The 17,877-nt window shown below is 54.3% G+C and carries 19 protein-coding genes and 1 tRNA gene; 8 read left to right on the forward strand and 12 right to left on the reverse strand.

Features of this window, described 5'->3' with window-relative positions; translation table 11 throughout:
- Positions 1-11: 11 nt before the first annotated feature.
- Positions 12-791: a SapC family protein gene (locus ACFE33_RS09995; protein WP_380052868.1), complete on the reverse strand. Its 780-nt coding sequence runs from the start codon at positions 789-791 to the stop codon at positions 12-14.
- Between the two features lie 332 nt (positions 792-1,123).
- Positions 1,124-1,208, reverse strand: a tRNA-Leu gene (locus ACFE33_RS10000).
- Positions 1,209-1,464: 256 nt separating this feature from the next.
- On the opposite strand from ACFE33_RS10000, the gene ACFE33_RS10005 reads away from it, so the two are divergent.
- The 3 genes from ACFE33_RS10005 (at position 1,465) to glnA (ending at position 3,978) form a co-directional block, all read left to right on the forward strand.
- Positions 1,465-1,941 carry a Hint domain-containing protein gene (locus ACFE33_RS10005; protein WP_380052870.1) on the forward strand — a complete coding sequence of 159 codons (477 nt, stop codon included), beginning with the start codon at positions 1,465-1,467 and terminating at the stop codon, positions 1,939-1,941.
- 232 nt (positions 1,942-2,173) lie between these two features.
- Positions 2,174-2,512, forward strand: a complete 339-nt coding sequence (locus ACFE33_RS10010; protein WP_380052872.1) for a P-II family nitrogen regulator — start codon at positions 2,174-2,176, stop codon at positions 2,510-2,512.
- A gap of 59 nt (positions 2,513-2,571) precedes the next feature.
- On the forward strand, positions 2,572-3,978 hold the full coding sequence (gene glnA, locus ACFE33_RS10015; protein ID WP_380052874.1) for a type I glutamate--ammonia ligase: 1,407 nt from the start codon (positions 2,572-2,574) through the stop codon (positions 3,976-3,978).
- 45 nt (positions 3,979-4,023) lie between these two features.
- On the opposite strand, the gene ACFE33_RS10020 is transcribed toward glnA, so the two are convergent.
- Positions 4,024-4,794, reverse strand: coding sequence for a DUF3445 domain-containing protein (locus ACFE33_RS10020; RefSeq protein WP_380052876.1), 771 nt, complete (start codon positions 4,792-4,794; stop codon positions 4,024-4,026).
- A 127-nt stretch (positions 4,795-4,921) separates the two neighbouring features.
- Here ACFE33_RS10020 and ACFE33_RS10025 point away from each other — a divergent pair, with 127 nt between their 5' ends.
- Entirely contained in the window at positions 4,922-6,148 is a 1,227-nt protein-coding gene (locus tag ACFE33_RS10025; RefSeq protein WP_380052878.1) for an alpha/beta fold hydrolase, read from the forward strand.
- On the opposite strand, the gene ACFE33_RS10030 is transcribed toward ACFE33_RS10025, so the two are convergent.
- The gene (locus tag ACFE33_RS10030) at positions 6,114-6,530 is read right to left on the reverse strand and encodes a DUF6314 family protein (protein WP_380052880.1); all 417 of its coding nucleotides are present in this window, start codon (positions 6,528-6,530) and stop codon (positions 6,114-6,116) included. The genes ACFE33_RS10025 and ACFE33_RS10030 overlap by 35 nt on opposite strands.
- Before the next feature lie 105 nt (positions 6,531-6,635).
- Between ACFE33_RS10030 and purB the strand changes: the two genes are divergently transcribed.
- Together purB and ACFE33_RS10040 are read left to right on the forward strand one after the other, a co-directional pair.
- Positions 6,636-7,943, forward strand: a complete 1,308-nt coding sequence (gene purB / locus ACFE33_RS10035) for an adenylosuccinate lyase (RefSeq protein WP_380052882.1) — start codon at positions 6,636-6,638, stop codon at positions 7,941-7,943.
- A 130-nt stretch (positions 7,944-8,073) separates the two neighbouring features.
- Positions 8,074-9,168, forward strand: a complete 1,095-nt coding sequence (locus tag ACFE33_RS10040) for a FliG C-terminal domain-containing protein (RefSeq protein ID WP_380052884.1) — start codon at positions 8,074-8,076, stop codon at positions 9,166-9,168.
- Between the two features lie 13 nt (positions 9,169-9,181).
- On the opposite strand, the gene ACFE33_RS10045 is transcribed toward ACFE33_RS10040, so the two are convergent.
- Positions 9,182-9,889 carry a DUF1223 domain-containing protein gene (locus ACFE33_RS10045; RefSeq protein ID WP_380052886.1) on the reverse strand — a complete coding sequence of 236 codons (708 nt, stop codon included), beginning with the start codon at positions 9,887-9,889 and terminating at the stop codon, positions 9,182-9,184.
- 164 nt (positions 9,890-10,053) lie between these two features.
- On the opposite strand from ACFE33_RS10045, the gene ACFE33_RS10050 reads away from it, so the two are divergent.
- The gene (locus ACFE33_RS10050; protein WP_380052888.1) at positions 10,054-10,530 is read left to right on the forward strand and encodes a GNAT family N-acetyltransferase; all 477 of its coding nucleotides are present in this window, start codon (positions 10,054-10,056) and stop codon (positions 10,528-10,530) included.
- 146 nt (positions 10,531-10,676) lie between these two features.
- Positions 10,677-13,361, forward strand: a complete 2,685-nt coding sequence (acnA, locus tag ACFE33_RS10055; RefSeq protein WP_380052890.1) for an aconitate hydratase AcnA — start codon at positions 10,677-10,679, stop codon at positions 13,359-13,361.
- A 272-nt stretch (positions 13,362-13,633) separates the two neighbouring features.
- On the opposite strand, the gene ACFE33_RS10060 is transcribed toward acnA, so the two are convergent.
- The 7 genes from ACFE33_RS10060 to secF form a co-directional block, all read right to left on the reverse strand.
- Positions 13,634-14,164, reverse strand: a complete 531-nt coding sequence (locus tag ACFE33_RS10060; protein ID WP_380052892.1) for a DsbE family thiol:disulfide interchange protein — start codon at positions 14,162-14,164, stop codon at positions 13,634-13,636.
- Positions 14,157-14,330: a heme exporter protein CcmD gene (gene ccmD / locus ACFE33_RS10065; RefSeq protein WP_380052894.1), complete on the reverse strand. Its 174-nt coding sequence runs from the start codon at positions 14,328-14,330 to the stop codon at positions 14,157-14,159. Before ccmD ends, ACFE33_RS10060 begins: the two co-directional genes overlap by 8 nt.
- On the reverse strand, positions 14,327-15,055 hold the full coding sequence (ccmC, locus tag ACFE33_RS10070) for a heme ABC transporter permease CcmC (protein ID WP_380052896.1): 729 nt from the start codon (positions 15,053-15,055) through the stop codon (positions 14,327-14,329). Before ccmC ends, ccmD begins: the two co-directional genes overlap by 4 nt.
- Before the next feature lie 55 nt (positions 15,056-15,110).
- Positions 15,111-15,767 (reverse strand): heme exporter protein CcmB, encoded by a 657-nt coding sequence (ccmB, locus tag ACFE33_RS10075; RefSeq protein ID WP_380052898.1) that lies wholly within the window; start codon positions 15,765-15,767, stop codon positions 15,111-15,113.
- A complete protein-coding gene (ccmA, locus tag ACFE33_RS10080; protein ID WP_380052900.1) occupies positions 15,764-16,384 on the reverse strand; it encodes a heme ABC exporter ATP-binding protein CcmA in 621 nt (206 codons plus the stop codon). The genes ccmB and ccmA overlap by 4 nt, the downstream gene beginning before the upstream one ends.
- Before the next feature lie 64 nt (positions 16,385-16,448).
- A complete protein-coding gene (locus ACFE33_RS10085; RefSeq protein ID WP_380052902.1) occupies positions 16,449-16,802 on the reverse strand; it encodes an Mth938-like domain-containing protein in 354 nt (117 codons plus the stop codon).
- A gap of 105 nt (positions 16,803-16,907) precedes the next feature.
- On the reverse strand, positions 16,908-17,876 hold the full coding sequence (gene secF / locus ACFE33_RS10090; RefSeq protein ID WP_380052904.1) for a protein translocase subunit SecF: 969 nt from the start codon (positions 17,874-17,876) through the stop codon (positions 16,908-16,910).
- Position 17,877: the final 1 nt, after the last annotated feature.

The raw sequence follows: 17,877 nt of genomic DNA on the forward strand, positions 1-17,877 counted from the left end.
TTACAAAGGCTCTATTTAGCGGCCTTCTTGGTCTTCTTTTCTTTTGTATCTTCAACAGCGTCCGCTACGGGTGCTGCTGCTTCACCGAGCGATTCCCCAAGACGGGAAATTGCTTTCAGGCTTTGAAGGTGATTGAAAATAGCCCGAAGGAAGCCTGCTTGGTGCAGTTTTTCCAACTGTTCGCCGTTGAGCTTATCAAACGCTTCTTCGTCCAGAACCAACAGCCCGTGAACGCTGAGCGTTTCACCGCTGGCGGTTTTGCCATCCAACGACACCGCGCGCAGAAGGCCCATTTCCTGAAGCATGCTTGCAAACGCATCAGTGCGCTCGGCGGCTTCACGGTAGCTTTGGGCAATTGTCAGCGCGTTTTGTAGTGGCTCTTCGGATTCGCCAGTCTTGGTGAAAAAGCGCACACCCTCGTCTGTACCGAACCCCTCATAGGTTTCATCCATACACAAAAGCGGATCGCCCTCGGCGACATCGCCAACGATGAACGGATAGCGGCGCAGGTAAGCGGGCGCGTATTGCCCATCCCAAAGCCCCTCCTCCGAGATGAACACATTTGTTCCGGGCTTAAGGCCGGTCACAAAAACTGCGGCGGGATGTTTCGAACCTGGCAAAAATGCAATCGGCAGATCGTCCATAGCGTGTGCGAACTCATCAACCAGCGCGGGAATCAGATTCGCCTCGCGCGCAAATTCAAGCGGCTTTGCCGGAACCGCAAACCGCAAATCGCGGTGAATTTCACTGTTGATTGGAACGACGTTTTTATAGAATAGCGGGTTCGCCATGGTACTCGGTAATCCTTAGTTGTTTTTCTCATCAATCGCAGAGATTTACCAAGCGTTAACATAGTTGTGAAATTTCACTAAGGATTTTTTGTAAAATTTTTCAGAATTTTTATTTCAGTCACCAAGCCGCAATTGGCCAATAAAAACAGCGGTATTAGAGTAGCGCGACGGTGGTAAAATAGGGTGTGATTTGAGCTATCTTCACGTCCCGAGCACCACAATTTTGGTAAATATTTTCCAGAGTAGTTGCATAATGAGACATTTAGCAAAGCAAACAAATTCACTTGGCAACGGTGCGCCAATTGAAGCTCTAATACTGAATGAAATCAAAGTGGTGCGGGTGAAGGGACTTGAACCCCCACGCCTCGCGGCGCCAGAACCTAAATCTGGTGCGTCTACCAATTCCGCCACACCCGCACGTTGAGGCCGAGCCTCTTGCGCGCCCTTCTAGCGTAGAGATTTTTGGGATGCGAGTGGAAAATGCACTTTGGCGGAATTTTTTCTCATATCCCGCCCCAAACGACAGAGTCTTATGCGCAACATTTCCTCCAAATTCGCGATATTGTTGCCAAATTCCATACGGGCAACCCAATTCTGCCATATTGTGATGCAACGTCTTGGACATGTTAACGAGTGAGAAACGCATGAAACTCCGCCCTGAATGGCAGCACGCATGACCCCGTTCGAGATGCTCGCCCAAAAAATCGTCACTGACGAGCGCGCGCCCACAGGCGTCGCGGGGGAAAGCATGATCCTGACAGCTAGAGGCGAAGTGCGCGCCAGCGACCTACGCATCGGCGACCGTGTTGTTACGCGTGATGCTGGAATGCGACTACTGCGCTCGATCAAGACCTTTCGATCTACAAATGCCTACCGGATACGCGCGGGCGTTGTGGGCGTTGACCGCCCAACTTGTGATCTGCTTGTGACGGCAGGCCAGCGTATCCTTATCCGCGACTGGCGCGCAAAGGCTCTCTTTGGTGTTGCACAGGCGTTGGTACCAGCATCTCGCCTTGCGGACGGTCACTTCATCGCGCGAGAAGCAGACGCCGACCAGACGTTCTTTGCCCTTCGGTTTGACGCGCCGCACATCCTCTACATAGACGGCCTCGAAGCTGCGAGCGCATCCTCCGCAAAAGTAACCGCCTAAGCCCTGATCCGCGGCCAGCGCACAATAATCAGGCATTTCTTTCGCAAAAATCGGCCCGAAAAGTTTTCTAACTGAACAAATATTGTGCAGATCGCACAAAAAGTGCACCCTACGGCAGGAATCCCTCTCTCTGCAACGGGCCTCTCCGCCTACCCGATTGTCCCTCCTTAGGGAAAGTGTTCTGAACACTTCGACAGCGGAGAATCCCCGACTATTTCAAAGGAGTCGCGTAATGAAAAAGATTGAAGCCATTATCAAGCCATTCAAACTGGATGAGGTAAAAGAGGCGCTTCAGGAAGTCGGTGTGCAGGGTCTCTCTGTGATCGAAGTAAAAGGATTTGGCCGTCAGAAAGGCCATACCGAACTGTACCGCGGCGCGGAATACGTTGTTGATTTCCTACCCAAAGTCAAAATCGAAGTTGTCCTTGCAAGCGATCAAGTTGACGACGCCATCGAAGCCATCATTAATGCCGCAAAAACCGACAAGATCGGCGACGGCAAGATCTTTGTTTCGTCCATCGAGCAAGCCATCCGTATCCGGACCGGCGAAAGCGGCGACGACGCACTGTAACACAAACAACCCCGCGCAAGCGGTTCTAATCTAACACTAAATAAAGGGAAGAGACACAGATGAGCAAAGCTGCCGTTCTCAAACTTATTGCAGACGAAAACGTAGAGTATGTGGACATCCGCTTCACAGACCCTCGCGGCAAGCTGCAACACGTAACTGTCATCGCAGACGAAGTTGACGAGGATTTCCTCGAAGAAGGCTTTATGTTTGACGGTTCATCCATCGCAGGCTGGAAGTCGATCAACGAATCCGACATGAAGCTTATCCCTGACACAAACTCTGTGTACTTGGACCCCTTCTATGCTGAGAAAACTCTCTGCGTTCACTGTTCTATTGTAGAGCCGGACACAGGCGAAGCCTACTCACGCGACCCACGCGGCACAGCCGAAAAGGCCGAAGCATACCTCAAGTCTACAGGCATTGGTGATGTTTCCTACTTTGGTCCAGAAGCGGAATTCTTCCTCTTTGACAACGTGCGTTACTCGACTTCTATGAACAAAGTAGCGTTCGAAGTAGACGCGCTTGACGCGGCTTGGAACACAGACGCAGAAGTTGAAATGGGCAACATGGGCCACCGCCCTGGCGTTAAAGGCGGTTACTTCCCAGTAAACCCAATCGACGACGCTCAGGACATCCGCTCCGAAATGCTCTCGACTATGAAGCGCATGGGCATGAAAGTTGACAAGCACCACCACGAGGTTGCGTCTTGTCAGCACGAGCTTGGCCTGATCTTTGGCACACTCACAGAGCAAGCAGACCACCTTCAGAAGTACAAATACGTTGTTCACAACGTAGCGCACGCATACGGCAAATCCGCGACATTCATGCCAAAGCCAATCGCTGGCGACAACGGCACAGGTATGCACGTGAACATGTCGATCTGGAAAGACGGCAAGCCACTGTTTGCTGGTGACAAGTACGCAGATCTTTCGCAAGAAGCTCTGTACTTCATCGGTGGTATCCTCAAGCACGCGAAAGCTCTGAACGCCTTCACAAACCCGTCGACAAACTCCTACAAGCGTTTGATCCCTGGTTTCGAAGCTCCCGTTCTTCGTGCTTACTCCGCGTCTAACCGCTCTGGTTGTGTACGTATTCCTTTCGCAGAATCCCCCAAAGCGAAGCGCGTTGAAGCTCGCTTCCCTGATCCTGCGGCGAACCCGTACCTCTGCTTTGCAGCTCTGCTTATGGCTGGCCTTGACGGTATCAAGAACAAGATTGATCCCGGCGCAGCGTCTGACAAAGACCTTTATGACCTTCCAGCAGAAGAGCTCGCAGGCATCCCAACTGTTTGTGCGTCGCTTCGTGAAGCGCTTGACTCATTGGCAGAAGATCACGAGTTCCTCCTTGCTGGCGATGTGTTCACAAAAGACCAGATCGAAGGTTACTCGCAGCTTAAGTGGGAAGAAGTTTACCAATACGAGCACACTCCACACCCAGTGGAATACGCTCTGTACTACAGCGTATAATTTCTAGATCACACTATCTTAAAGGGCACCTTCGGGTGCCCTTTTTCATTTGTGCCGCGCTTCTAGTTGCTGGATTACGTTCGGATCGACGGCTTCGCGCGCAAGGATATAAGTGTGGATCGAGAACGCGACTGCTCCGGTTTTAGGGAGGCGCACAAGCGTCTGCCGCTCACTGCGCAAGTATGGCGCATGTAGATTTTCCTGAACGCGTGGCGCGGCCTCTGATGCTGGATGGAATAGCCACGGATCATCGTAAAACAACGCATTCGCACGCCAAAGCGGTGCCTCAGGGCGGATCGCATCAAACAGCCGCTGAACCCGTTTCGCTAGATCGTCGGTATAGGCCGCAACGGGCTCGTGTATCCCAAGAAGTGGGCGACTGAGTTTCTCAGCCAAGGTCCAGCTTGCGGGAAAGCAAAGCACCGCCGCGCGCATAATGTAAGCCCCCTTTTCCGGCATAAGCAGACAGAAATCCTCCTGAACGACCTGCGCGAGTGTCTCCAATGGCTCCCCAATCCGAACTTCATGCCCATCGGGGCAACGGATGCTGTGATCGCTCACCTCAAAATCAGGCCGCAAGCGCAACTGCGCCACCACCGTTTCAAAGAGTTCCTTCGCCGCTTCTGGATATTGCTCCGCAAGTACGCGCTCTCTTTGGCTGTTGATTAACCGACGTCTCAGGGCCATTTGCGGTGCGTAAGTATCTGAAACCACAATCCAATCCGCAAGCTGTGTCGGTGCTATTCCGGGCATTCGTGGCGCAAGGGCACGCGTTGCTTGTTCGGCTGGTAATCGGGTATTCAATGTCGGTGTCATGCTGCGACATTATCCTCAGTTTGTGCCACGTCCAGCGAAATAGCCGCCAGCGGACTGTCACCAACGCGTGATTTGACCTCTATGCCACAGCGCTTCATCTTGTAGCTCTGAAAGCAGAGGAAGCCTGATGCCCCCCGAGAAACTTACATTCGCAGGCCACAGTGGCGACACCCTCGCCGCTCGTTTCGACCGACCTGATGGCCCGCATTTGGCGACCGCAATTTTTGCTCATTGCTTCACCTGCGGCAAAGACATCCCAGCGGCCCGTCGGATTGCGGCGCGGCTTGCGTCCATGGGGATCGGGGTTCTGCGGTTTGATTTTACGGGGTTGGGTCACTCGGACGGCGAATTCAGCAACACCGATTTCAGCAGCAACGCCGAGGACCTCCTCGCGGCTGCCCGCCATCTAGAGGATATGGGCCACCCCGCCACGCTTTTGGTCGGGCATTCATTGGGTGGTGCAGCGGTCCTTAGGGCGGCGCTTTCGCTTTCTGACATCCGTGCAATCGCAACCATCGGAGCGCCTGCGGACCCTGCGCATCTGGAACATTTGTTCGAAGACCAACGCGCCGCGATCCAATCCGAGGGGGCCGCACAGGTTGACCTTGGAGGACGCAGTATCACTATCGGCAAGGCGCTTTTGGATGATATCGCGGATGCCACGCTCACACCCGAATTAGACAAACTCAAGGCCGCGCTGTTGGTGCTCCATGCTCCGCGCGACGAGATTGTCGGGGTTGAAAATGCGGCCGAGATTTTTACCGCAGCAAAACACCCCAAGAGTTTTGTTTCGCTTGATGATGCCGACCACCTCTTGACCGATGCCGAGGACGCGGAATATGCCGCCGAGGTCATTGCTTCTTGGGCATCTCGCTATCTCAGGCTCTTGCCGCCTGCCCCTCCGATTGGCGCGCCAGAAGGGATCGTGCGCGTGACAGAGGCCGATCCAAAAGGCTTCCTTCAGGACATAAACTCTGGCCCATTTCATCATACGCTGGCGGATGAGCCGCGCGCCTATGGCGGCACCAATCAAGGGATGACGCCCTATGGGTTTCTGGCGGCTGGGCTTGGGGCCTGTACGTCTATGACCATCCGCATGTACGCCCGCCGCAAGAATTTCCCGCTTGAGAGCGTCTACGTCGATGTCACGCACAACAAGGTCCACGCCCAAGATGCGAGCCAGACAAACCCGCCCAAGATTGATACCTTTCACCGCGAAATACATCTTTGCGGCGATCTAACCACCGCGCAGAGCGAAAAACTTCTGGAGATCGCCGACCGCTGCCCTGTTCACAAAACGCTCGAGCAAACCGCGCAAATCACGACGGAACTGGGGCATAAGCGCTCGTCATGACATAGTCCTTGCGCGGCCCCGTAACACGCCAAGCCGACGTCCAGCGTGGCCATTCAGTGAAATCATAGGTCACGCGATATATGTCAGGATCACAGTAATGCGTCGCGGAATTGTCGCCGAATTTGTGAAACGCGCGGCCATCCTCAAACAACACCTCGATTTGCCCATTCACCTCGCGCCAGAGGTATCTACGCTCTGCCTGTAGGGTTCCGCCCCCAGCCATGCGCAGCTTGCCTGCCTCGTGATATGCAAGCCCGTCGGGATGCGGCGCGAAAATAGCGCGCCCCTCAAATTCACCGGACTGCCCCGCGATATCACTCGTTATCTGGCGATTAAGGATCCATTCGCCACGGAAATCTGCCAATTCTGGAGAAAATACCACTATCTCGCGCCCCTTTTTCCCGCAACGGCTTGCCGCTCGCCCCCCCGCAGTCTAAGAGAAGCCGCGCGCCTCTGCCATGTCTGATTATCTAAAAAAGGCTACCCCATGATCCCTCGTTATTCCCGCCCCGAAATGGTTGCCATCTGGTCACCTGAAACCAAATTCAAAATCTGGTATGAAATCGAGGCGCACGCCTGCGAAGCCATGGCCAACCTTGGTGTTATCCCTCGTGAAAACGCTGACGCCGTGTGGAAAGCCAAAGATGTCGAATTCGACGTTGCGCGGATTGACGAAATCGAAGCCGAAACCAAACACGACGTTATCGCCTTTCTTACGCACCTCGCCGAGCATGTCGGTTCCGAAGAAGCACGTTTCGTGCATCAAGGTATGACCAGCTCTGACGTATTGGACACCTGTTTCAACGTCCAACTCGTTCGTGCCGCCGACATCCTGATCGAAGACGCCAAGGGCCTCTTGGCCGCGCTCAAGAAACGCGCATTCGAGCATAAAAACACCGTTCGCATCGGCCGCTCGCACGGTATCCACGCCGAGCCGACAACAATGGGCCTAACCTTTGCACGCTTCTATGCCGAAATGGACCGCAACCTCCGCCGCCTGAAGACCGCGCGCGAAGAAGTTGCGACAGGCGCTATTTCCGGCGCTGTAGGCACATTCGCCAATATCGATCCCGCAATCGAAGAGCACGTCTGTGAGCAACTCGGCCTTGAGCCAGAGCCGATCTCGACACAGGTAATCCCGCGCGATCGCCACGCAGCGTTCTTTGCTGCACTTGGTGTGGTTTCCTCGACCGTTGAAAACATCGCAACCGAAATTCGCCACATGCAGCGCACCGAAGTGCTTGAAGCGGCAGAGTTTTTCTCGATGGGTCAAAAGGGTTCTTCGGCGATGCCACACAAGAAAAACCCCGTTCTGACCGAAAACCTTACAGGCCTTGCGCGTCTTGTTCGCATGACTGTGATCCCAGCACTCGAAAATGTCGCCCTCTGGCACGAGCGTGATATTTCGCACTCTTCGGTTGAACGCAACATCGGCCCAGACGCCACGATCACCCTCGATTTCGCGCTCGCGCGTTTGACTGGTGTGATTGATAAGCTGTTGGTTTATCCCGAAAATATGATGGCAAACATGAACAAGTTCCCAGGTCTTGTGATGTCGCAACGCGTATTGCTCGCCCTGACCCAAGCGGGTGTTTCGCGCGAGGATTCCTATAAAATGGTACAGCGGAACGCGCTGAAAGTGTGGGAAACCGGATGTGATTTCAAGGCCGAACTTCTTGCGGACGAAGATGTCGTAAAAGCCCTTGGCGTTGAGGAAATCGAAGAGAAATTCGATCTTGGCTATCACACAAAACACGTTGATACGATCTTCAAGCGCGTGTTCGGCGAAAGCTGAGACCATTTCAATACGATCAAGAAGCCCCGCCAGCACGTCGCTCGCGGGGCTTTTTTGTTGGAATGCGCGTGGCTGTAAGGAGTCTATTAACGACTCTTGGTTAGGAGTGTGGAAGCGAAAGGAATCCAACGTGAGCACCGCCCTTGCCCCCATTGGGGACTTCCCTGAACCCATGCAAACGCCAAGCGCGATGCCATCGGCAGCGCCGCAAATGTCGCCACAGCCCACGCTTACACGTGCGCAGAAGGCGGCAATCATTGTACGCCTGCTTTTGGCTGAGGGTGCGGACCTCCCGATTTCGGATTTCCCCGAGGAATTACAACACTCTTTGACCCGTTCAATGGGCAGCATGAAGAGCATATCGCGTGAAACGATGGAAGAAGTCGTAGAGGAGTTCCTCTCCGAGATTGAGAATGTCGGTATGTTCTTCCCTGGTGGTCTGGACGGCGCGCTCAAGCTGCTCGAGGGGGCGCTTTCCCCTTCTATGGTTACGCGTCTACGGCGCGAAGCCGGCGGCGTCTTTTATGGCGATCCGTGGGAGAAAGTCGTCAACCTGCCCGTCGAAGTTCTGCTCGTGGCCATGAAATCCGAAGCGATCGAAGTCTGTGCGGTTATGTTGTCCAAGCTTCCGGTTGCTCGTGCCGCTGAACTCTTGGGAATGATCGACGGAGAGCGCGCACGGCGCATCGCATATGCGATCTCGCTCACCAAATCCGTAACGCCCGAGGCGGTACGGCGGATCGGTATTTCCATCGCGAACCAGCTTAACAACCGCCCCCCTGTCGCGTTCAAAGACGACCCCGTTGATCGCGTGGGCGCAATCCTGAATTTCGCGGCGGCCCAACGGCGGGATGAAGTTCTGGACGGCCTTGACGAACAGGACGAAGAATTCGGCCGCCTCGTACGGAACGCCATCTTTACCTTCGCGAACATCCCGCAGCGCATACACAAACAAGACATGCCCAAGCTCATTCGAAGCGTCGATCAAGCGGATCTTGTTGCGGCACTCGTTGCGGCGCAAAATGCTGGCGACATGGGGACAGTGAACTTTGTGCTCGAAAATATGTCCAAACGCCTTTCGGCCGCGATCACGGACGAAATCGAAGAGGCCGGCACGATCAGCCAATCAGACGGAGAACGTGCACAAGCGAAGATTGTTGAGGAAGTACGACGCCTAGAGAGTAACGGAGAAATTTTTCTGAGGATGGATGACGCGGACGCCTAGCGAACAACGCGTTTTAATCCAAACGGGCAGCCGCAAGGATGCGTCCTTTATTTTTGGCCTGAACAATTACTGCATAAGGAAGCTGCGCGTTTTTCACGGTAAACTTTGCTGGCCCGTCACCGTCCCACTTCTTGATCTCTCGCCAATCCGAAACAACATTCGCGTAATTGATCTGGCGCCCCGCATTTTCGCCGCGTTTGATCTTTACATGCTGGCTCGGAGTGAACTGAACCAACTGAATAACCATTTCAGCACGTTGCGATGAGCGCGCCTCTACCGCAAACCCACCGCCGGATTTCGTTACAGAAATAGAAACGGGCGAAGCTGCGGCGGCGTGCTTGGCGATTGCGGACTCAACATCCGCTGGTTTATTGCCGACAACGTGATCCTCGCCACCGATAATCATTTGCGGCGTGTAAACCATGCGTTTGCCGATTGCGCGTGCGTAATCTCTTTGCCGCTCGGAAAAGGACGGATCTGCGAATGCATCTTTCCATCCTATATAATCCCAATAATCCACGTGAAGCCCGAGCGCGATCACATCCGAACGATCCGCGAGTTGCTCAAGCAATGCATCCGCCGGAGGGCAAGACGAACACCCTTGAGAAGTATAAAGCTCTACAACCACAGGTCCCGAATCCGCATGAGCCGCCGAAGCAAACACCGAGATTCCAAGAGAAAACATGAGCGCGCGGGCGACTTGGGTTAAATGTGGTTTCATTCCTACTTTTCCGTGAGTGCGGTTTAATCTCTTTTAGTCAATCCGCTGCCTCCGCGCCAATCAACCATTTGCGAGCGTCTTGTGTGGTGAAAATCCGTTTCTCAAATGCCACGCTATGCACAGGACTGCTTGCCCTAACCGATGATTTAGCGAAACATCATTCTATGTCTAAAGACACACTGCAAATACGCGCCGCGACATCGGCCGACGTGAATTTCACCCGCGTATGCGCCGAGCAGGCCTACGCGCCTTACATCGCGAGTATCGGCAAGCGCCCTGCGCCATTGGATGCGGACTACGCGGCGCTTATCTCTCGCGGCACCGTGTATATCGCACAAACTGCAAGCGGTGCTCCGCTTGGCTTCATCGTTTGCTTTCCCCGCGACGGTCAAATGCACGTTGAAAACATAGCTGTTCTACCCGCCGCGGCCGGTCAAGGCGTTGGGCGTCAGCTATTTTCATTCTGTGAACGCGCGGCGCGCAAATATGGGCTTTCAACGCTGGACCTCTATACCAACGTCAAAATGACGGACAATCTTTCGCTCTATCCTTATCTTGGTTTTCACGAGGTTGGTCGCCGCACCGAAGACGGTTTTGAGCGCGTATATTTTGAGAAGCACCTTCCCCAAACGTCCGAATAACCGCACGATGCGGTAATTATCTCGGCGAAGAGCAAAAATCTGTGTACAATGGCATACAATAGTGCCCCTCCCCCCTTGATTATCACGTCAAACTGGTTCACAAGCGCCTCAGCGATACCCTATTTTCTGTCAAAAGGGAGGCCAACATGCCCATCACCGTCGGACACGATACCTCAAAAACCCGCAAAACGCTTACTGTGGGTAACCAAAAGATTTCCTATTATTCCATCCCCGCCGCCCAAGAGGCCGGCCTTGGTGATTTCTCGAAATTGCCTGCTGCGTTGAAAGTTGTTCTCGAGAACATGCTGCGCTTTGAAGATGGCAAAACGGTTTCGGTCGACGACATTAAGGCCTTCGCTGAATGGGGCGCAAAAGGCGGCAAAAACCCGCGCGAGATTGCGTACCGCCCTGCCCGCGTTCTGATGCAGGATTTCACAGGTGTGCCTGCTGTGGTTGACCTTGCGGCGATGCGTGACGGGATTGTTGCTCTTGGTGGCGACGCCGAGAAAATCAACCCGCTGAACCCTGTAGACCTTGTGATTGACCACTCGGTTATGATCGACGAATTCGGCAATCCACGCGCGTTCCAAATGAACGTTGACCGTGAATACGAACGCAACATGGAGCGTTACCAGTTCCTAAAATGGGGCCAAGGTGCGTTTAACAACTTCCGTGTTGTGCCTCCGGGAACGGGTATCTGTCACCAAGTGAACCTTGAGTATCTGGCCCAAACAGTTTGGACAGATAAGGACCAAAACGGCGAAGAAGTCGCTTACCCTGATACGCTTGTTGGTACGGACTCCCACACAACCATGGTGAACGGTCTGGCCGTTCTCGGATGGGGTGTTGGCGGTATCGAGGCCGAAGCGGCGATGCTTGGTCAGCCGATCTCTATGCTCATTCCTGAGGTTGTTGGCTTCGAACTGACTGGCGCGATGGTTGAAGGTACAACCGGTACTGACCTTGTGCTTAAAGTCGTTGAAATGCTGCGCGAAAAAGGCGTTGTCGGCAAATTTGTCGAATTCTATGGCGAAGGTCTTGACCGTCTGCCACTCGCGGACCGTGCGACAATCGCAAACATGGCGCCAGAATACGGCGCGACTTGTGGCTTCTTCCCAATCGATAACGAGACACTTCGTTACCTGCGCACTTCTGGCCGTGACGAAGACCGCATTGCTCTCGTCGAAGCTTATGCCAAAGAGAACGGTTTCTGGCGTGATGCGGACTATGCGCCGATCTACACAGACACACTGACGCTCGACATGGGCACGATCGTTCCTGCGATCTCCGGCCCCAAGCGCCCACAAGATTTTGTGGCACTGTCCGACGGCCAAACAGCGTTCCGCAAGGAAATGGAAGAGACATTCAAGCGCCCAATGGGCAAAGAAGTCGTTGTCGAAGGCGAAGATTACACAATGGAATCTGGCAAGGTTGTGATCGCGTCGATCACGTCTTGTACGAACACCTCCAACCCATACGTGATGATCGGCGCGGGCCTCGTTGCACGCAAAGCGCGTGCGCTGGGTCTGAACCGCAAGCCTTGGGTAAAAACATCGCTCGCACCTGGTTCGCAGGTTGTTTCCGCCTACCTTGAGGCAGCAGACCTTCAAGAAGATCTGGATGCGATCGGGTTTAACCTTGTCGGTTACGGCTGTACGACCTGTATCGGTAACTCTGGCCCGATCCAAAAAGAACTCTCTGACGCGATTGCAGAGGGCGATTTGGTTGCGACTTCGGTGCTCTCGGGTAACCGTAACTTTGAGGGTCGTATCTCGCCGGATGTTCGCGCGAACTATCTCGCGTCGCCTCCCCTTGTTGTGGCTTACGCACTTGCGGGTACCCTTGACATCAACCTTTCAGAAGACGCAATCGGCCAAGATCGCGACGGCAACGATGTTTACCTAAAAGACATATGGCCCACTACTGAAGAAGTTGCCCAATTGGTTGAGCAAACCGTTACGCGTGAAGCATTCCAAAGCAAATACGCCGACGTGTTCAAAGGCGACGAGAAATGGCAATCCGTCGAGACAACAGACAGCCAAACATACGATTGGCCCGCTGCTTCGACATATGTTCAGAACCCACCTTACTTCCAAGGCATGAGCAAAGAGCCAGGCGTTATCACCAACCTGAAAGATGCCAAAGTATTGGCTGTTTTGGGCGATATGATCACGACCGACCACATTTCTCCTGCGGGTAGTTTCGCAACGACAAGTCCAGCTGGTCAGTACCTGACCGAGCGTCAGGTCGCGCCACGCGAATTCAACTCCTACGGTTCGCGCCGTGGTAACCACGAGATCATGATGCGCGGCACATTCGCCAACATCCGCATCAAGAACGAGATGCTTCACGGTGTCGAAGGTGGTTACACCAACGGGCCAGATGGCAAACAAACCTCGATCTATGACGCGTCGATGGCGTACCAAGAGCAAGGCACACCGCTTGTTGTATTTGGTGGTGAACAGTATGGCGCGGGTTCTTCGCGTGACTGGGCTGCCAAAGGCACCGCACTCTTGGGTGTAAAGGCCGTTATCGCCGAGAGCTTTGAGCGTATTCACCGCTCCAACCTCGTTGGTTTTGGTGTGATCCCGTTTGAATTCACAGACGGTGACACTCGCAAATCTCTTGGCCTGACTGGCGAGGAAACTGTGTCAATCTCCGGTTTGGACACCGTACAACCATTGCAAGATGTGCCATGTACAATCACACGTCCTGATGGAACAACGCTCGAAATCAAACTGAAATGTCGTATCGATACTGCGATCGAAGTTGAATACATCGAGCACGGTGGCGTTCTGCACTATGTGCTGCGCAACCTTGCGAAGTCATAAGTTTCAATAACTTAGAAACAGATAGAGCGCCCTGCGGTATCCGCGGGGCGCTTTTGCGTTGAGCAGTCATCGCTTTGACGCATGACAGCTTCGTTCAATTTACAGAGAGAATTGCCCGCCGTTGTGGGCTTGTTAACCATTTAATGCGACATTGGGGTATGACCCTACTTCAGCACATAATGATTCCCGTCCGCCTCCCCATTTCAATCCCTTGGCTTGAAACCGGCGCGTTCGTTTTGCTAATTTTACTGTCGCAGTGAATGCGCCTGAGCTTAGGGCTGATCTAAGAGGGGCTGAATAGTTTCAGACATAACGCGCGCGCTAATCGGCCCTGCGTGGCGATAGAGCACTTTGCCCTCACCATCCACAACAAACGTCTCTGGCACGCCGTAAACGCCCCAGTCCCGCCCAGTGCGGCCCGTATCATCAGCACCCATCGTCAGGAACGGATTGCCCAGTTCATCTAGGAAGGCAGCGGAATCTGCGGGCTGATCGCGATAGTTCACGCCATGGATCGCGACACCATCTTGCGCCATTTTCTCAAGCTGTGGATGTTCGGCGCGGCACGGAACGCACCAGCTTGCCCAGAAATTCACAAGCTTCACGCCCTCCCCCTCAAGCACTTCCTTCGTGAGCATTTCACTCTCGGGGATTTCAGTAAGCGTAAGCGCGGGCGCTTCCTTGCCGATCAAAACGCTCGGCAGGCCCTTGGGGTCTTCGCGATACATCCCGACATAGAGCACCCCTGCGAGTCCCGCAAAAAGGAGTGGCGGAATAATTGCCCAACGAGATACTTTAGCCATTCTGATCGGTTCCGTTCTTGGTGCGACGCTCCTCGGCGTCGCGTAATTCAGCAGCAACTTTGCGCCCCTTCAGGACCGTCGCCACAATTATCGCGGCCAGCAATACAGCAGTAACCGCGTAGGAGGTGTAAACTTCGCTCGCGTACTTCCCAAGGTCCGGCATCATTTCGCGTGCTCCCGTGCCAAAAGCGCGTTCAAGCGACGCGACCGAATTTCTGTGCGCGTGCGCATCAAAACGAGCGCGACAAACAACAACGCAAACGCCGCCATACAAGCATAGAGCGGGAATGCAAATACATCCGCGACGTTTTCTTCTTTATCCAACGACAGGCTCGCCCCTTGGTGCAGGCCCTGATTCCAGAACAGCACCGCATAGCGCGACAAGAGAGCAAAAACAGATCCAACCAGACACAACACAGACGTCAAATCCGCCGCGGTATCTGCGTCGTCAATCGCTTCCCAAAGGGCGACATATCCAAAGTAAAACAACAGCAATATCAGGAAGGACGTAAGGCGCGGATCCCATTCCCACGCGGTATTCCACATAGGCTGCCCCCAAATCGCGCCCGTTATCAACGCAATCAGCGTCATAACAATGCCCACGGGGGCTGCGGCCTTGGCCGCGAGGGCGCTGACGTGATGGCGCCGAATGAGCCAGATGAGGCTCGCGACCAACATCATGAGCCACGCGTTAATCGCCATCAATGCGGCGGGAACGTGTAGGAACATGATCTTTACGGTTGAGCCTTGGCGATAATCCTCGGGCGTAAAGAAAAACGCCCACGTGATACCAACCACGAGCGTAGCAACAGCCAGCCCGACCACCCAAGGCAGAATCGTGCCCGAGGTTTGCATGAATTTTCGCGGATTTGCGTATTCCCAAAGTGACATGGTCGGACCCTAATTCGGCTTTAACATTTGCGCAATCACCCTACACGGCTTTGTGTCAGCGCAGGTTGATACGGATTGCCGCAGCCGCCGCAAAAGGCAGGATCGCAAGCGAAGCAAGTGAGATAGCCGCGAGCAGAAACAGAGGCGTTTGCGCGGACATCCCCTCGCCCCCACGACGCAGAGCCTCGGCCCCGAAAATCAGCGTCGGCATATACATTGGCAACACGAGGATCGACAATAGAAGCCCCCCACGTTTAAGCCCTACAGTCACCGCCGCCCCGAAAGTGCCGATAATTGAGAGCGCAGGCGTACCAACGATCAGCGTCCCAACCAGCCATACAAACGACTCGCTCGGCATATTCAACAGCACTGCCAATACGGGTGCGGCCAATGTGAGTGGCACGCCGGTTGTCGCCCAATGCGCCATAGCCTTGATCGCCACCACGCCTTCGAGCGGCAAGGGAGAGGTCGCCATCAGATCCAGCGATCCATCCTCATAATCCAGCGCAAAGATACGATCGAGCGAGAGTAGGCACGCAAGAAGCGCTCCAACCCACAGGATTCCGGGCGCAATGATGCGAAGCATATCGGTCTGCGGCCCCACACCCAGCGGCACCAGCGTGACAACAATCAAAAAGAACGCCAGGCCAAGCCCAAAGCCCCCGCCCGCGCGCAACGAAAGTCGAATATCTCGCCAGAAAAGCGCTCTCATATGAACGCCTCGTCAAAGGCTTCGTCGCTCGTTTGCGGCGCTTTGTAAGGCCCAAGCTCCAGCACATCCGCGCCAAAGCCCAAATCGATATGCGTGGCGATTACGGCGACGCCTCCTTTGGCCAGATGGGACTGAACCGCAGACGCAAAAAGCGCGGTACTGTCGCGATCAAGCGAGATTGTCGGCTCGTCCATCACCCAGATCGGGCGCTCCGTCACCAACATCCGCGCCAGCCCAAGGCGGCGTTTTTGTCCCGCCGAAAGCGTCTGTGCGGGGCGATTTGCCAGCGATGTAAGGTTCATTTTCTCAAGCGCTGCGTCAAAAGAGTTGGTACCGAACACCTGCGCCCAGAACCCGAGATTTTCGGCGACAGTCAGCGTTGGTTTTACCCCATCAGCGTGAGAGGCATAGGCAATGCTATCGGGGCCCGCAGTGCATTCGATACTGCCTGAAACGGCTGGTTGAAGGCCCGCCAATGTACGCAGGAGCGTTGTCTTACCGATACCGTTCGGACCGCGCAGAAAGAGAGCTTGTCCCTCGTCCAGCGCAAATGAAACATCCGCCAAGATCGCGACGCCGCCGCGCTGTACCGAGAGATTTTCGACCCGTAAAATCATGTGAAAATGGGTAGCCTATCCTGCACAAAAGAAAAAGAAATTTCCACGTGCCTGGATCAGGAGCTTATACAGGAAGAACCGCAAGCCCGATGCGCCGCCCTTCGGACAAGAGCACGTTATAGGTGCGGCAGGCGGTGGGCGTGGCCATCAACTCGACGCCGATATTCTCGGCCTCAAGCGCCTCTCGCACACCTTCGGGCAGTGCTGCGATATCCTGACCGACTCCAACAAAGAGTACGTCAATATCCCCCGCCGCAGTGATCAGCGGGGCGAGGTCATCGAACCCTTTCCATGTGATCCGACCACTTGGCAAAAGCGCAAGCGGGCCTTCGTGGACTTCGCCCTCGACACGGAAAAATCCGGGGCCATAGCCGTCAACGGGCACGACATCGCCATATGTAACTTCGTTAAATTTCATGGGGTCGTTGTAACCTTTTGCGAAGGGAGCAGCAAGACATCCCAAAAACAAAGCGCGGCGCAAACTCAATGTTGCGCCGCGCCGAACTAGGTTATTTGTAGGCGTTTACGCCTGTGCTTCTTGGGTGGTTGGCGCGTCCGGATTGTTGCCCTCTTTGGACCAATCCCGCTTTACACCCAACTTTAATAGAACCGCCGAAGCAACAAACACCGAGCTATATGTACCGACAATGACGCCCCAGATCATGGCAAACACAAAGCCACGGATCACATCGCCACCCAGAATAAACAGTGAGATTAGCGCGATGAGTGTAGTCACCGATGTCATCATTGTACGGCTGAGCGTTTCGTTGATGGACTGGTTCAAAACATCCCGAAGCGGCTTTTTCTTGTAGCGGCGCAGGTTTTCACGAACGCGGTCAAACACCACCACGGTATCGTTCAACGAGTAACCGACAATCGTCAGAAGTGCCGCGATGATCGCGAGGTCAAACTTGATTTGAAGTACGCTGAACACCCCAATCGTAAGCAGAACGTCATGCACAAGTGCCGTGACCGCTCCGACAGAGAACTGCCACTCAAACCGAAGCCAGATATAGAACAGAACCGCCGCAATCGCCACGACAACCGCAAGTATGGCCGTCTGAACCAGCTCTCCCGACACCTTCGGCCCGACTGAGGTTACCTCTGGGAAAGTCAGTGAACTGTCCGTGGCAAGGAGCGCCTCCTTAACGCTTGTGATCATTTCAATCGATACGCTCTCCGCGCCCTCTTGGGCTTGAATTCGGATTTGCGCGGCGTGTTGATCTGGGTTGGTCGGATCGAAAATCTCGGTGATCGAAACATCGCCAAGATTTAGCGGCGTTAGTGCATCGCGGTACGCGCCGACATCCACAGCGACTTCGGAGTCGGTGCGGATGGTTGTGCCGCCCTTAAAGTCGATCCCGAAATTCAGCCCCATCACAAAGAACAAGATAACCGAAGCCACAACCGCAAGCGATGACATGCCGAGAGTTATCTTGGTTGTCGAAAAGAAGTCCCAGTGACTATCTTTGGGTACAAGTTTCAAACGCATG

Origin of the sequence: Falsihalocynthiibacter sp. SS001 (genome assembly GCF_042445055.1) — a bacterium.
Lineage (GTDB): Bacteria > Pseudomonadota > Alphaproteobacteria > Rhodobacterales > Rhodobacteraceae > Falsihalocynthiibacter.